12 protein-coding genes are annotated in these 15,510 nt (G+C 69.5%); 8 read left to right on the plus strand and 4 right to left on the minus strand.

What is annotated here, in order from left to right; genetic code table 11:
* Positions 1-402: 402 nt before the first annotated feature.
* From OG729_RS11415 to OG729_RS11450, 8 genes are all read left to right on the plus strand, one after another.
* Positions 403-3,951, plus strand: coding sequence for a nitrate- and nitrite sensing domain-containing protein (locus OG729_RS11415; RefSeq protein WP_405805833.1), 3,549 nt, complete (start codon positions 403-405; stop codon positions 3,949-3,951).
* 9 nt (positions 3,952-3,960) lie between these two features.
* The gene (locus OG729_RS11420) at positions 3,961-4,374 is read left to right on the plus strand and encodes a roadblock/LC7 domain-containing protein (RefSeq protein ID WP_030496942.1); all 414 of its coding nucleotides are present in this window, start codon (positions 3,961-3,963) and stop codon (positions 4,372-4,374) included.
* A 127-nt stretch (positions 4,375-4,501) separates the two neighbouring features.
* Positions 4,502-4,909 (plus strand): DUF742 domain-containing protein, encoded by a 408-nt coding sequence (locus OG729_RS11425; protein WP_360877586.1) that lies wholly within the window; start codon positions 4,502-4,504, stop codon positions 4,907-4,909.
* On the plus strand, positions 4,890-5,471 hold the full coding sequence (locus OG729_RS11430; protein WP_137993156.1) for an ATP/GTP-binding protein: 582 nt from the start codon (positions 4,890-4,892) through the stop codon (positions 5,469-5,471). Before OG729_RS11425 ends, OG729_RS11430 begins: the two co-directional genes overlap by 20 nt.
* 336 nt (positions 5,472-5,807) lie before the next feature.
* On the plus strand, positions 5,808-9,065 hold the full coding sequence (locus tag OG729_RS11435; RefSeq protein WP_405805834.1) for a nitrate- and nitrite sensing domain-containing protein: 3,258 nt from the start codon (positions 5,808-5,810) through the stop codon (positions 9,063-9,065).
* Between the two features lie 10 nt (positions 9,066-9,075).
* A complete protein-coding gene (locus OG729_RS11440; protein ID WP_005311461.1) occupies positions 9,076-9,489 on the plus strand; it encodes a roadblock/LC7 domain-containing protein in 414 nt (137 codons plus the stop codon).
* Positions 9,490-9,585: 96 nt separating this feature from the next.
* On the plus strand, positions 9,586-10,146 hold the full coding sequence (locus tag OG729_RS11445) for a DUF742 domain-containing protein (protein WP_360877594.1): 561 nt from the start codon (positions 9,586-9,588) through the stop codon (positions 10,144-10,146).
* Positions 10,127-10,708, plus strand: a complete 582-nt coding sequence (locus OG729_RS11450; RefSeq protein WP_050791473.1) for an ATP/GTP-binding protein — start codon at positions 10,127-10,129, stop codon at positions 10,706-10,708. The genes OG729_RS11445 and OG729_RS11450 overlap by 20 nt, the downstream gene beginning before the upstream one ends.
* A gap of 132 nt (positions 10,709-10,840) precedes the next feature.
* Here the strand turns inward: OG729_RS11450 and OG729_RS11455 are convergent, their stop codons facing one another.
* The 4 genes from OG729_RS11455 to OG729_RS11470 all read right to left on the minus strand — a co-directional run bounded on the left by OG729_RS11455 (position 10,841) and on the right by OG729_RS11470 (position 15,447).
* On the minus strand, positions 10,841-11,014 hold the full coding sequence (locus OG729_RS11455) for a hypothetical protein (RefSeq protein WP_405805836.1): 174 nt from the start codon (positions 11,012-11,014) through the stop codon (positions 10,841-10,843).
* A gap of 91 nt (positions 11,015-11,105) precedes the next feature.
* Positions 11,106-11,315, minus strand: coding sequence for an acyl-CoA carboxylase subunit epsilon (locus OG729_RS11460; RefSeq protein WP_360877601.1), 210 nt, complete (start codon positions 11,313-11,315; stop codon positions 11,106-11,108).
* A gap of 27 nt (positions 11,316-11,342) precedes the next feature.
* Positions 11,343-12,962 carry an acyl-CoA carboxylase subunit beta gene (locus OG729_RS11465; RefSeq protein WP_360877604.1) on the minus strand — a complete coding sequence of 540 codons (1,620 nt, stop codon included), beginning with the start codon at positions 12,960-12,962 and terminating at the stop codon, positions 11,343-11,345.
* A 154-nt stretch (positions 12,963-13,116) separates the two neighbouring features.
* Positions 13,117-15,447 (minus strand): polysaccharide lyase 8 family protein, encoded by a 2,331-nt coding sequence (locus OG729_RS11470; RefSeq protein ID WP_405811108.1) that lies wholly within the window; start codon positions 15,445-15,447, stop codon positions 13,117-13,119.
* Positions 15,448-15,510: the final 63 nt, after the last annotated feature.

Consider the following 15,510-nt stretch of genomic DNA (forward strand, 5'->3'; position numbering starts at 1 on the left):
ACCATCCCTACGAAAACGGACATTGCGCTACTGAAGGCAGCATTCCGCTCCTGATCATGGCGACTGGGACACCCTCCGCACCTAAGTAACTCGAGAGGAAAAGTCCGTTTCCTCCGTGAACCGTTTCTACGTCTTGTGACGCGACGCTCACACCGTGTCATCCAGGTCACAGCCCGGTACACGGCTCTTGTTGGAGATCCTGCACTGTGCTGGAATTCCACGCACCGCCGCGGTTTCAGGCCGGCGCGCAATTAGGCGCAACGCAGCGCCGAGTGGCGGCGGGGAAGGGGGAGCAGCGCCGGTCACTCACGACCACCACTGGGGCGCGTTCTTCGCCCCACGACGCCGACACCGTCCCGCTGTGCAAGCGGAGGGACGCCTGGTCCAGAGGTTGCGACGCTAGTGCAGGGACGTTTCAAGAGGGATGGCAGCGCTGCGGCGGAACAGGAGCCGCGCGGCGGGACCGACCGCGGCTCCTCGCCCCAGCACACCCACAACCAGGGGCCGACGGCGCCCGGCGACAGCGGCGAGCGTGCCGCGCGCCCCGGCGCGGCGGCACCCGGTGGCGACGGGCCCGGCGCCCCGCCGAAGTCGAAGGGGCCCACGGACCCGGGGTCGCGAATAGCGCTGCGCAACTGGCGCATCAGCACGCGTCTGGTCTCCCTGCTGACCCTGCCGGTCGTCGCAGCGACCACGTTGGGCGGACTCCGCATCAACGACTCCATGGACGACATGCGGCAGCTGGATCACATGCAGCTGCTCACCAAGATGACCAAGCAGGCGACCGAGCTGGCACAGGCGCTCCAGTCGGAGCGGGACCTGTCTGCCGGTCCGCTGTCCAACGGTGCCAAGCCCGAGACGGACTTCAAGGTCACCGGTCCCCGGGCGGCAACCGACCGGGCCAGGAAGGCCTTCCTCGAGGCCACCCGTGACATCCCCAACTCGGACAACGACGAGGCGCTGGAGTCCATCCGCGCCAACGCGAACCAGATCGCCGTCCAGGTCAACAGGCTCAGCACCATCCGCAAGGACGCATACGCCCAGGACCCCTCGGGATCCCGCAGCAACTCCCTGACGGTGGAGGGCTACCACCGGCTGATCGAGTCCCTGCTGAGCCTCTCGCAGGACATGGCTCAGGCGACCAGCAACCCGGAGATGATCAAGCGGACTCGTGCGCTGGCGGCGTTCTCCTCCGCGAAGGAGTACGCCTCCGTACAGCGCGCGATCATCGCCGCCGCGCTGCCGGGCGGCGGCTCGGAGGACGGCCCCGGCCTGAGCGAGAACGACCGGCTCTACGGCAAGGCCGCCCGCGACAACGGCGAGACCGAGCTCACGGCGTTCAAGTCGATCTACGAGTCCACGGGCGGCTCTGCCACCGAGCTGACCGCCCCGCTCGACAGCGGCAACCCGACCATCACGGCGGCCGAGGAATACGCCAAGCGTTCGCTGGACAACAAGAACGGGCTTGGCTCCCAGGAGAAGCGCTCGCACCTCGACTGGACCGACGACTACTCGGTCCGCATCAACGCCATGAAGACCATCGAGGCCACCCTGCTCGGCCAGATGGAGGGCAAGGCCCGTGAACTGCGCGACCAGTCGCAGCGTGACGCGATCATCAACGGTGCGCTGATCCTGGTCGTCCTCGGTGTCTCGCTCGTCGGCGCCTTCGTCGTGGCCCGCTCCATGATCCGCTCGCTGCGCCGACTGCAGGACACCGCGACCAGGGTCGCCCAGGACCGTCTGCCCGAGCTGGTCAAGCAGCTCTCCGAGTCGGACCCGCAGGACGTCGACACCTCCGTCGAGTCGGTCGGTGTCCACTCCAAGGACGAGATCGGCCAGGTGGCCGCGGCCTTCGACGACGTGCACCGCGAGGCGGTCCGCCTCGCCGCCGAGCAGGCCCTGCTGCGAGGCAACGTCAACGCGATGTTCACCAACCTCTCGCGCCGCAGCCAGGGCCTCATCCAGCGTCAGCTCTCGCTCATCTCCGAGCTGGAGTCCCGCGAGGCCGACCCGGACCAGCTGTCCTCCCTCTTCAAGCTGGACCACCTGGCGACCCGTATGCGCCGGAACGGCGAGAACCTTCTCGTCCTCGCGGGCGAGGAGCCGGGCCGCCGGTGGACCCGCCCGGTTCCGCTGGTCGACGTGCTCCGTGCCGCCGCCTCCGAGGTGGAGCAGTACGAGCGCATCGAACTGGCCGCGGTCCCCACGACCGAGGTCGCCGGCCGCGTCGTCAACGACCTTGTGCACCTCCTCGCCGAGCTGCTGGAGAACGCGACGTCGTTCTCCTCGCCGCAGACCAAGGTCCGCGTCACCGGTCACGCGCTGCCCGACGGCCGCGTCCTGGTCGAGATCCACGACACCGGCATCGGCCTCTCCCCCGAGGACCTCGCCGCGATCAACGAGCGGCTGGCGTCGCCGCCCACCGTGGACGTCTCGGTCTCGCGCCGCATGGGTCTGTTCGTGGTCGGCCGCCTGTCCCTGCGACACGGCATCCGCATCCAGCTGCGCCCCTCCGACTCCGGCGGTACGACCGCGCTGGTCATGCTCCCCGTCGATGTCGCCCACGGCGGCAAGAAGCCGTCGGCCGGCATGCCCGGTGCGGGCGGCCAGGGCGCCGTGCCCCCGGGGCAGGGCGGTCCCGCGGGACTTGGCGGCGGACGTCCGAACGGCGGCCCCGGCGGGTCCGGCGGCGGCAACCGTCCCGGTCTCGGCGGCGGGTCCGGCGCCGGTCTCGGCGGTGCTCCCTCGGGCGGGCGGCTCGGCGCAGGTGCGCCGCGCGGCCAGGTCGGCGCGGGCTCCGGTGCGCGTGCCGCACTTCCGGGCCGGGACGGGGCTCCGCGCCACGCCGGCCAGGGTCAGGGCGGCGGTCTGGCCGGTGCCTTCGGCTCGGCCGGCGGCCGTGGCGCGCAGAACGCTCCTTCCCGCAACGAGGCACAGCAGAGCGGCTTCCAGCCGGGCGCCCCGGGCGACCGCGGCCGCCAGCTGCCGCCCTCCGGTGGCCCGCGCGCCGAGCTGCCCGGTGGCAACCCGCGCCGCGAGGAGCCGCAGCGCCCCCAGCGGCCGCAGACCACCAGCTGGGGCAATGAGCAGTCGGCCGCCCCGCAGCGGCCGGCCGCGGACGCGCCGCGCGGCCACGAGGACAGCGACAGCATGCGCGGCTCCGGTTCGACGGCGGAGTTCGCACGGCCGGACTTCAACGGACCGCAGCCCCGCGCGGGCTCCGGCTCGCGTCCGGGTGCCACCGGCCAGTTCGTACGCCCCGATGTGTACGGCTCCCCGGACCCCTCGTCCAACGGCCAGTTCGCCCGCCCGGCAGCGCCCTCCCAGGACCCGGCGTCCACGGCGCAGTTCGCACGGCCGGACTACAACCCGCCGCAGCCGCCGGCCCCGCGCCGTCCCTCGAACGCACTGCCGCCGCAGCCGCAGCCGGAGGCACTGCCGCCGGCGGGACCCGGCGACGGCCGTACACCTTTGTATGACACGCTGGAGACGAACTGGTTCCACGGTGGGCAGAACGGGCAGTCGGCGCAGCAGCCGCCGTCCCAGCCGCCCGCCGTCCCGCAGCAGTCGTCGGACCGTCCGGTTCCGCCGATGCCGCAGCGCTCCCCCGCGCAGACCCCGGCGACCCCGGGCAATGCGTCCAACGCGAACGGTGCCACTTGGCGCACTTCGCCCAATGACGAGTTGGTACGTCAGGCCGAGCGGGTCAGAAAGCCCGCGGCCGGCGGCGTCACCACCTCCGGTCTGCCCCGCCGGGTCCCGCGCGCCAACCTTGTGCCGGGCACCGCGCAGGAGCAGAACCACCAGTCAGGTCCGCAGGTCTCGCGTGCGCCGGATGACGTGCGCGGCCGGCTGACCAATCTCCGTCGGGGCATTCAGCAGGGCCGTGAGCAAAACGGCTCGACGACGGGCAGCTTCAACCTCGGCCCCACTCACCAGCAGGAGCGTTAGTTGAGCCCGATGAGCCAGGCGGCGCAGAATCTGAACTGGTTGATCACCAACTTTGTGGACAACACCCCTGGGGTGTCCCACACGGTAGTGGTCTCCGCCGACGGTCTTCTGCTGGCAATGTCCGAAGGATTCCCCCGCGACCGCGCCGACCAGCTGGCCGCCGTGGCATCCGGGCTGACCTCGCTGACAGCGGGGGCCTCCCGTATCTTCGAAGGCGGTCCGGTCGCCCAGACCGTGGTCGAGATGGAGCGCGGTTTTCTGTTCTTGATGTCCGTCTCCGACGGCTCATCGCTGGCAGTGCTCGCACACCCCGAGTGCGACATCGGCCTGGTGGGCTACGAGATGGCACTCCTGGTGGACCGCGCGGGCAGTGTCCTCACGCCGGACCTGCGCGCCGAGCTCCAGGGAAGCCTGTTGCACTGAAAGCGCCTTCCCCACGGGGGCGCACCAGTTACCCGCCACCGCACAGTAACCGTCAGGTCGCCGAACGGCCCCCCACCGGCCCACTCAGACGGCACGCAGACCACTTGCTGTCACGCCCGGAGGATTCATGACCCCGCCACCCGCCTCTCACGATCCGTACGGCGCCTCAGTCGACGCGTCGTACGGACTCGAGGGCGACCAGCCGCTGGTCCGTCCGTACGCCATGACCGGCGGCCGGACCCGGCCGCGCTACCAGCTCGCCATCGAGGCGCTGGTCAGCACCACGGCCGACCCGGCGCACCTCGGGACACTGCTCCCCGAGCACCAGCGGATCTGTCACCTGTGCCGTGAGGTCAAGTCCGTGGCCGAGGTGTCGGCGCTGCTGTCGATGCCGCTCGGGGTCGCCCGGATCCTGGTGGCCGACCTGGCGGAGGCGGGCATGGTGGCGATCCATCAGCCGGGCAACGGAGAGGCCGGCGGCACGCCGGATGTGACACTGCTCGAAAGGGTGCTCAGTGGACTTCGCAAGCTCTAGCGGCGGTGCAGCCCGCTCAACCACCAGCGCGAAGATCGTGGTGGCGGGCGGCTTCGGCGTGGGCAAGACCACGTTCGTCGGCGCCGTCTCGGAGATCAACCCGCTGCGTACCGAGGCTGTCATGACGTCTGCGTCGGCGGGCATCGACGACCTGACGCACACCGGCGACAAGACCACCACGACGGTGGCCATGGACTTCGGCCGTATCACGCTGGACCAGGACCTGATCCTGTACCTGTTCGGTACGCCCGGCCAGGACCGGTTCTGGTTCATGTGGGACGACCTGGTCCGCGGCGCCATCGGCGCGGTCGTGCTGGTCGACACCCGGCGTCTTGCCGACTGCTTCCCGGCGGTCGACTACTTCGAGAACAGCGGTCTGCCGTTCGTCATCGCACTCAACGGCTTCGACGGGCACCAGCCCTACAACCCCGAGGAAGTGCGCGAGGCGCTGCAGATCGGCCCCGACGCTCCGATCATCACGACGGACGCGCGTCACCGTGCGGATGCGAAGAGTGCGCTGATCACGCTGGTCGAGCACGCCCTGATGGCACGGCTCAAGTAGACGCGGGCATACCGCAGTTGTCGTACTTATGCGCGGGCGGGCCGTGTCCTTTGACACGGCCCGCCCGCGTGTTCATAACGTTTCGACAGAGAATTAACGTGGTCCGAACACCCGGTGCATACGGCCGGTGTCACTGCGCTGATATTTGCCCCGCCATTTGACGGGGCTTGCTCTTTATGCCCGTTTTATCCACGGCCTTCGCACTCGGAATGGCTGATTCCAACTGTTTGGAAGGGGGCCGCTCGACATGCTGGAATTCGACGAACTCCCGAGTAGTAGAGCTCTGAACGAAACACGGCACAACGTAGGTGCCGACGCCGAGAGGTTGTTGGTCGAGTGAGGCGAAGCATCACGAGCTCCGCAGGGCAGCAGGCGCGGGGCAACTTCACCCCGCCGCCGCGCACAGCGGCGTCGCCTGCGGATGCGCCCGGTCCGTCCCCGGCCGCCGGAAGCACCAGCCGGCTGTCCCCGCGCAACTGGCGGGTGCCCACCCGTCTGAACGCGATCCTCCTCATACCCGTGCTCGTCGGCCTGGTCATGGGCGGCTTCCAGGTGAAGTCCTCCATCGACACGTGGAACGAGGCACAGGACGCGGAGAAGACCGCGCTGATCGTGCGTGCCGCCTCCGAGTACGGTCAGGCGCTGCTCAACGAGCGCGACCTCACCGCGGCGCCGCTGCTCACCGCCGCCAGCCCGACGGACCGCGAGAACCCCGTCGTCACCAAGGCGTACGCCACCACGGACGACGCCAAGAAGAAGTTCGACCAGGCCGTCCAGAACATGCCCCAGAAGCAGGGACTGGAGCGCCGTCTGAGCCTCTTCCGCGGCGAGGAGCCCACCCTCGCCGAGCTCCGCAGGATCGCGTACACCAAAGGCATCGAGTCCAAGCCCAACGGGGCGGTCGGTACCGAAGAGAGCTACGTCAAGGTCCAGCACTCGCTGATGGAGTTCTCCAACGAGCTCGGCCTCGGCACCGGCAACATCACGAGCTACGGCCGTACGGTGTACGCCATCCAGCTCGCCAAGGCCGCCCAGTCGCTCCAGCGCTCCATTGGTATGCACCTGCTGATCCGCCCGAGCGAGAACGAGGCGATCCTCGCCCGGCAGAGGGTGGCCTTCAACTCGTACAACTACCTCGAGCAGATCGCGATCGGCGAGTACGTCTCCGGCGGTACCCAGGCGGACACGGACAACCTCAAGCAGATCATGGCGACCAAGGCCGCCGAGGGCGAGAAGCGGCTGAAGGCCGCCAACCTCGACCCGCCGCGCGGCACCGACAACTCGGTCCTCACGGGCATGGCCGCCAAGATCGGTGAGGGGCTCGACCCCAAGCAGCTGAAGCGGCTCGACGTCACGCCCCAGACCTGGATGGGCGCCACCACCGCCAAGTTCGACGGCTACACCGAGGCCGAGACCGACCTCGTCGACAAGGCCGTGACCGAGGCCGCCCAGATCTCCGACGACGCCAAGCGCGACGCCATCGTCAACGGCGCCATCGTCGTGGTCGCCCTGCTCGTCGCGTTCATCCTGGCCGGCCTCATGGCCCGCCAGATGAGCCGCTCGATGCGCCAGCTGCGCACCGCCGCCTTCGGCATCGCCGAGCAGCGCCTGCCGATGCTGGTCGACCAGCTTTCGCGTACGGAGCCGGGCCGCGTCGACACCCGCGTGCAGCCGATCCCGATCGACAGCCAGGACGAGATCGGCGAGGTCGCCCGGGCCTTCGACCAGGTCCACCGCGAGGCCGTGCGGCTCGCCGCCGAGCAGGCCATGCTCCGTGGCAACGTCAACGCGATCTTCACCAACCTCTCGCGCCGCAACCAGTCGCTGATCGAGGGCCAGCTGACCCTGATCACCGACCTGGAGAACAACGAGGCCGACCCGGACCAGCTGGAGAACCTCTTCAAGCTGGACCACCTCGCGACCCGTATGCGCCGCAACGGCGAGAACCTTCTGGTCCTCGCCGGTGAGGAGCCGGGCCGCCGCTGGAACCAGCCGGTGCCGCTGGTCGACGTGCTCCGTGCCGCCTCCTCCGAGGTGGAGTCGTACGAGCGCATCGAGCTGACCGGTGTCCCCGAGACGGACATCCACGGCCAGGCCGTGACCGACCTTGTGCACCTGCTCGCCGAGCTGCTGGAGAACGCCACGACGTTCTCCTCGCCGCAGACGAAGGTCCGGGTGACGGCCACCAGGCTGCCCGACGGCCGGGTCATGATCGAGATCCACGACAAGGGCATCGGCCTGACCGCCGAGGACTTCGCCGACATCAACCACAAGCTGGCCAACCCGCCGACGGTGGACGCCGCCGTCTCGCAGCGCATGGGCCTGTTCGTGGTCGGCCGCCTCGCCGACCGGCACGGCGTCCGCGTCCAGCTGCGCCCCTCGGGCGAGCAGGCCGGCACCACCTCGCTGGTCATGCTGCCCGACGCCATCACGCACGGCGGCGGTGGCGAGGCACTGCCCGAGGACGACTTCACGGTCTCCCAGATCATTCCGGAGCAGCAGTCGTTCGAGCCCGCCCCGGTCCAGACACCGCCGATGCGTACGGCCGCGGAGCTCGGCTTCGACGACTCGCGCTACGAGGACGCCTCGGACGGCTCTGCGCAGCTCGACCCGGTGGGCCGTTCGCTGATGCGCGAGGAGCGCCGTGCGGCGCTTGAGGCGCAGGCACACGGCACAGAGCGCCCGCTCTACCGGGACGAGACGGAGTACGCGGCCCAGGAGCAGCAGTACGCCCCCGAGTACGGCCAGGAGTTCCAGGACCAGGGGTACGCGGGCCAGGACCAGGGGTACGCCGGACAGGACCAGGGGTACGCCGGACAGGACCAGGGGTACGCCGGACAGGACCAGCAGCAGTCGTACGACGGCTTCGACGGCTACGGGCAGCCCACTGGTTACCCGGAGCAGCAGGAGCCCCAGGAGCACCAAGCCGGTGCATATGCGGAAGCCAATTACCAGGCTTCGCAGGGGTCCGAGCCGCAGTACGACGGCCAGTACGACACGCAGTCCCACCAGGCAGAGTGGCCGGATCAAGGTACGTACCAGGGTGGCTTCGAGCCGGAATACCGAGCGGAATCGGAATCTTCCCCCGGCGCTCCCGCGAACGCCCCCGAGCGCGTAGGCTTCGACCGTCCGGGGCCCACTCCGAGCAGCAGCCACGAGCTGACCAACTCCGGTCTGCCGCGGCGCGGCAGCAACCAGCAGCCGCAGCAGGCCCAGCAGCAGTGGCAGCAGCCCGCCGAGCAGGCCCAGAAAGCTCCGCAGAGCGCTCAGGTCGAGGCAGCCGGCAATGGCGCCGGCTCCGAGGACTGGCGCTCGACCAACGACGAGCGCTGGCAGCGTGCCGAGAAGCTCCGCGAGCCGAAGGCGGGCGGGGTCACCTCGTCGGGCCTTCCGCGGCGGGTGCCCAAGGCCAATCTGGTCGAAGGCACGGCGGAGTCGACGCCGCAGGGCGGCCCCCAGGTCTCCCGCGCCCCTGAGGACGTACGTGGCAGGTTGAGCAACCTGCGTCGCGGCGTCCAGCAGGGACGCAGCGCGGGAACGGACACGAACGGATCGGGCTTCGGCCCGGGCAGTACCTACAACCAGGAGCGTTAGTGTGAGCCCGATGAGCCAGGCGGCGCAGAATCTGAACTGGTTGATCACCAACTTCGTGGACAACACCCCTGGGGTGTCCCACACCGTGGTGGTCTCCGCCGACGGACTCCTGCTGGCGATGTCCGAAGGTTTCCCGAGGGACCGAGCCGATCAGCTGGCGGCGGTTGCCTCCGGGCTGACCTCGCTGACCGCGGGTGCGTCCAGGATTTTCGAAGGCGGCGCGGTCAACCAGACTGTTGTGGAGATGGAGCGCGGCTTCCTCTTCATCATGTCCATCTCTGACGGCTCCTCGCTGGCCGTTCTCGCGCACCCGGAGGCCGACATCGGCCTGGTGGGTTACGAGATGGCTCTGCTGGTGGACCGGGCAGGCAGCGTCCTGACCCCGGACCTCCGTGCAGAGCTCCAGGGCAGTCTTCTCAACTAACAGGCAGACAGTGCGTTTCACGCCACCGCATCGTAGGGTGCGGTGGCGCGGCTCCACAGGGACATGGACCGGCGACCGGCAGTCGGAGGAGGAAACGTGGCAACACCCCCGGGCGGACGCCCTTACGACAGTGGTCACCAAACGCCGGGTGATCCCTCTCAGAACCGCTTCAACTTTCCCTCCACGCCGAGCAGACAGGGCGCCCAGCAGCCCTACCAGCAGCCGCAGTCGCCGTACGGCCCTGGGTACGACCAGCCGCCGCCGCGCATTTCGCCGGTGCAGCCGCGTCGGGCGCCGGAGGCCGCTCCCGCGGCGCACAACCCCTTGGTGCGCCCGTACGCCATGACCGGCGGCCGGACCCGGCCGCGCTACCAGCTCGCCATCGAGGCGCTGGTTTCCACCACGGCCGATCCGTCCAGGCTGCAAGGGCAGTTGCCCGAGCACCAGCGGATCTGCCGGCTGTGCATCGAGATCAAGTCGGTCGCGGAGATCTCGGCGCTTCTCACCATTCCCCTCGGCGTTGCCCGGATCCTCGTCGCCGACCTGGCGGAGGCCGGACTTGTCGCCATTCACCAGCCCGGCGGCGACGAGTCCGCCGGCGGCCAGCCAGCCGTGACACTGCTCGAAAGGGTGCTCAGTGGACTTCGCAAGCTCTAGCGGCGGTGCAGCCCGCTCAACCACCAGCGCGAAGATCGTGGTGGCGGGCGGCTTCGGCGTGGGCAAGACCACGTTCGTCGGCGCCGTCTCGGAGATCAACCCGCTGCGTACCGAGGCCGTGATGACGTCTGCGTCGGCGGGCATCGACGACCTGACGCACACCGGCGACAAGACCACCACGACGGTGGCCATGGACTTCGGCCGTATCACCCTGGACCAGGACCTGATCCTGTACCTGTTCGGTACGCCCGGCCAGGACCGGTTCTGGTTCATGTGGGACGACCTGGTCCGCGGCGCCATCGGCGCGGTCGTCCTCGTCGACACCCGGCGTCTTGCCGACTGCTTCCCGGCGGTCGACTACTTCGAGAACAGCGGTCTGCCGTTCGTCATCGCACTCAACGGCTTCGACGGGCACCAGCCCTACAACCCCGAGGAAGTGCGCGAGGCGCTGCAGATCGGCCCCGACACCCCGATCATCACGACGGACGCGCGCCACCGTGCGGACGCGAAGAGTGCGCTGATCACGCTGGTCGAACACGCCCTGATGGCTCGCCTGCGGTAGCCGGTACCGCGGTCGCATGTCTCTGCGGAAGCCCCCGCACTCCTATGGGAGTTGCGGGGGCTTCCCGCGTGTGCGGAGTAACTGGGGGCAAGCCCCCAGACCGGTACCGGTACTCCCCCTACGCCCGGCGGATCAGCTGGACCAGCTCTCCACGGGCAGCGAGGTCACACATGCCTTCGCCCAGGGCTCCTCGAGATTCCAAAGGTCCATCGCGGCCATGTCGTTGAGCATCATGCCGAGCGAGAGGAAGCGTTTGACGGTGACGTCATCGGCGGCGCCGCGATGCTCGTCGGTCTGCTGCTGCACAGCAGGCGCGGCAGGACCGGACCCGCCTGAACCCGAAGGGCCCCCGTACTCGCGATGAGTACGGGGGCCTTTCGTCGGGCGCGAGGCTGGGTCAGCCCTGCCAGCTGTGGGCCGTGCGGAAGCCGCGCTGGCGCTCCAGGCGGCGCCAGCCGGCCGTGGAGCGGCCGCGGTGCGCAGCGGACGGGTCGGGCTGGGACGCGGCGCGGGCGAGCAGCACCGCGGTGATCGCGGCCAGCTCCTCAGGGTCGGCGTGACCCTTCTCGACGCGCAGCACGGAGGAGAACTCGGCAGGAGTGCTCATGGCTCAAAGGCTCCAGTCTTCGCAGGGTTACTGCGGGGGGTTGCCGTGCTTGCGCGACGGCAGGTCGGCGTGCTTGGTACGGAGCATGGCGAGAGATGCGATCAGCACCTCGCGTGTCTCGGCAGGGTCGATGACGTCGTCGACCAGGCCGCGCTCCGCGGCGTAGTAGGGGTGCATCAGCTCGGCCTTGTACTCCTTGACCATGCGCACGCGCATCGCCTCGGGGTCCTCGGCCTCCGCGATCTGCCTGCGGAAGATGACATTGGCGGCACCTTCGGCGCCCATCACCGCGATCTCGTTGGTCGGCCAGGCGTAGGTGAGGTCCGCACCGATGGACTGGGAGTCCATGACGATGTACGCACCGCCGTACGCCTTGCGCAGGATCAGCGAGATCCTCGGCACTGTCGCGTTGCAGTACGCGTACAGCAGCTTCGCGCCGTGCCGGATGATCCCACCATGCTCCTGGTCGACGCCGGGCAGGAAGCCGGGTACGTCCAGAAGAGTGATGATGGGGATATTGAAAGCATCGCACATCTGTACGAAGCGCGCTGCCTTCTCGGAGGCTTCGATGTCCAGAACACCGGCCAGGGACTGCGGCTGGTTGGCGACGATGCCCACCACCTGGCCGTCGAGACGGGCGAGCGCGCAGATGATGTTGCGGGCCCAGCGCTCGTGGATCTCGAGGTAGTCGCCCTCGTCGACGAGCTCCTCGATGACCTTGTGCATGTCGTACGGGCGGTTCCCGTCCGCGGGGACCAGGTCGAGGAGCATGTCGGAGCGTCGGTCCGCGGGGTCCTCGGCCGAGACGGAGGGCGGGTTCTCGCGGTTGTTGGACGGCAGCATCGACAGCAGGTAGCGGACCTCCGCGATGCAGGTCTCCTCGTCGTCGTACGCGAAGTGCGCGACACCCGAGGTCTCCGCGTGGACGTCCGCGCCGCCGAGCCCGTTCTGCGTGATCTCCTCGCCGGTGACCGCCTTGACGACGTCCGGTCCGGTGATGAACATCTGCGAGGTCTCGCGGACCATGAAGACGAAGTCGGTCAGCGCCGGCGAGTACGCCGCACCGCCCGCGCACGGGCCGAGCATCACGGAGATCTGCGGGATGACACCGGAGGCGCGGGTGTTGCGCTGGAAGATGCCGCCGTACCCGGCGAGGGCCGAGACGCCCTCCTGGATACGGGCGCCCGCGCCGTCGTTCAGCGAGACCAGCGGCGCACCGGCCGAGATGGCCATGTCCATGATCTTGTGGATCTTGGTGGCGTGGGCCTCGCCCAGCGCACCGCCGAAGATCCGGAAGTCGTGCGCGTACACAAAGACCGTGCGGCCCTCGACCGTGCCCCACCCGGTGATGACACCGTCGGTGTACGGCTTCTTGGCCTCCAGGCCGAAGCCGCTGGCCCGGTGCCTGCGCAGCTGCTCGACCTCCTTGAACGAACCCTCGTCCAGCAGCAGCGCGATGCGTTCGCGAGCGGTCAGCTTGCCCTTGGCGTGCTGCGCCTCGGTCGCCCGCTCACTCGGCCCACGACGGGCCTCCTCACGCAGGGCGTGCAGCTCGGCCACACGTCCGCGCGCATCCGTCGGCTCACTGATGGCTTCGCTGGTGGCCTCGCCGTCGGCCTCGCTGGTGGTCTCGTCCAAAACGGTCATGCATCGAGGCTACGGATCCGACCAAGAAAACCCTGCCGTCGACTCTGTACAGTCTCGGGACCGTTCTCCTGTCGCCATCGAACAGAACCACTTCGCACTGCAGCCCAACCGCCAGCTCAGGACCCCGAAGCTTTGTGGAGGTTCAACAAGGCGTTCACCCAAGAGCCACCTCACAGTGGTGGGTGCCTCCAACGGTGCCGCCGGTGATCCGCAGCCGTAGCGACCGTCCGGTGGCGAGCACGTCGATCGACGCATCCTTGCTGGTCACCCTGCACACCGGGTGGCTCCAGACGAACTCCAGCGGTGCTCCGGTGCGCGGCGGCTCGCTGATGTGGAGACGGGCCGTGCGGCGATTGCTCCGTACGAGGGCACTCAAGGGGGCCGTTGCAGTGAACGGGCCCACCGTACCGGGCTGCCAGAAGTTCGCCGCGGTCAGTCCCAGGGAGCGGACGGCGACAGCCTGACAGGCGGCGCTGTTGTCGAGGATGTCCAGCCAGCGGTGGTCGCGCGCTCGCGCCGCGAGAGTGCGGCGCGAGGCCCCCGGCATCAGCAGATACACGTACGACGCGCCTGCCGGATCGGTGCCGTGGTCCAGCCAGAGGGTCTGATAGCGACGGGTGACCCGCTCCGTGGAGCTGGTGGTGTTGATGTCGCTCCATGCGCCGGTGCGGTCCTCGCGCAGCGTGCGCAGCTGCTGCGTGCCGCCCGGGAAGACCCAGCCGCCGTGGCCCTCGAGGTGCGCCCAGCCGTGGCCGACGCTGAGCTCGTTCGTACCGCCCTCGCCGAGGTTGCGGTTGTCGACGACCGTCTCGACGGGCACTCCGTCGGTGCTCGCAATGCAGGCGCCGAGGCAGATGACGGTGTCCGCGACGCAGAACCACGACTTACGGGCCGTGAGGGTCGAGCCGAGGCCGAGCAGCTGCTGGCCCACGGCCGCGTACTCTCCGTCGCTCGCACCGCCCACCCACTTCGCGGCCGGCTTGGGCTCGCCCCATTCGCCGCCCGCCCGGTCGGCAAGTCGCTTGGCCGACACGGTCGTTCCGGGCAGCCGGTAGAGGTCGACGGTGGGCCAGAACCAGTCGGTGTACTGGCCGCCGTTGTCCGGGGTCCACCAGTAGAGCATCCCGGCGCCGGTGTGCCAGCCGCGCGGATTCTCGCCGTTGCCGCACTCGTAGTACGCGATCCGCTCCGACGCCATGGAGATGTTGGCCGCCCAGCCGGGCCGGCGGTGCACGGCCCGGTCCATCGAGGAGAAGAGCTGATGGCCGACGGGCTCCGGCGCGGCGGGGCCGGGTGCGGCGGCGACCGCGTGCAGCCGGGACAGATCGGCGACGCCGAACTGCTTGCCGGTGAGGATCGGGGTGACGGTGTCCCGCTCGATCCAGCCCTTGATCCGCGCCTGCCAGCGCTCGCGTTCCGCGGCCGACGCCCCGCCCGCGAGCAGCGCGATCGCGGCGATGAGCCCCTGCCCGTGGAAGTGGTCGCTGCGCATGACCTTGCGCTCGTCGTTCCTCAGGTAACCCCGGCTGATGGCACGGCCGTTGACGCTGTCCATCATCAGCCCGTTGTAGATCAGCGGCGCGTAGGCGTGCTCGACACTGTCCAGGATGATCTGCCGGTCGGGGTCGGTCACGGCCCAGGCCGAGCCCGCGAGCAGCGCGAAGAGGCGGCCGAGCCCGTCGAGCATGACCTGTCCGTACGTACCGGAGTAGGCGACCCAGGTGTGCTGGACGAACGATCCGTCGGCGTAGAGGCCGTCGCCCTTGGTGACGTACGGGAAGACGGGCGACAGGGCGTCCCGGGCGAGTGCGATCTTGGCGGGGCCCCGGCCGAGGACGCCGCGCAGGGCGACGGAGCGGCAGAGGTCGACCCGGTTGGCGCCGGTGGAGGTCCCGCTGTAGTCGCCGAGCATCGCGTCGGGGATGAAGTGGTCGACGGCGGCGAAGGCGGCGTCCCGGCGGTCCGGGGTGAGCTTGTCGTGGAGGACCGCGACGGTGTCCATGAGGAGACGGGGGCTGCCTATCTGCCACTCCCACCAGTTGCCGTAGCGGGTGGTGGAGGGGTTGTAGATCTTGGCTGCGAGGTGGTCGAGGCCGCGGACGATGTCGGCGAGCAGCCCGGCGTCGCCCGTGAGGCCGGTGCCCTCCTGCGCGTACGCCTGCGTCATGGTCCACAGGCGGCTGTAGCTCTGGGTGATCCCGGAGGGCGGATTGAAGGCGTAGCCGGGCCACAGGGAGGTGTCGGTGGGGGCCATGGAGGCGCGGAACCGGTCGGCCAGCCTGCCGGTCTCGGCGAGGCGTGACGCATACGGCTCGGTGGCCGGGTCGTAGCCGGTGCCGAGGCTGATCTCCAGCCAGCGCAGCCGCAGACTCTCGTACTCGTCGTCGGCCCTCGCCGGACCGGGAGAGGCGAGGGTGAAAGCGCTCGCTCCGACGGTGACTCCGAAGGTGGCGAGAAAGGTGCGGCGGGACCACGCGGACGACATCGGCACGAGAGCCTCCGGAACTGAAGTGGTTCAGACCGCTTGCCTGTTGGTCTAGCACGCCCT

Source organism: Streptomyces sp. NBC_00210 (assembly GCF_045160975.1).
Lineage (GTDB): Bacteria > Actinomycetota > Actinomycetes > Streptomycetales > Streptomycetaceae > Streptomyces.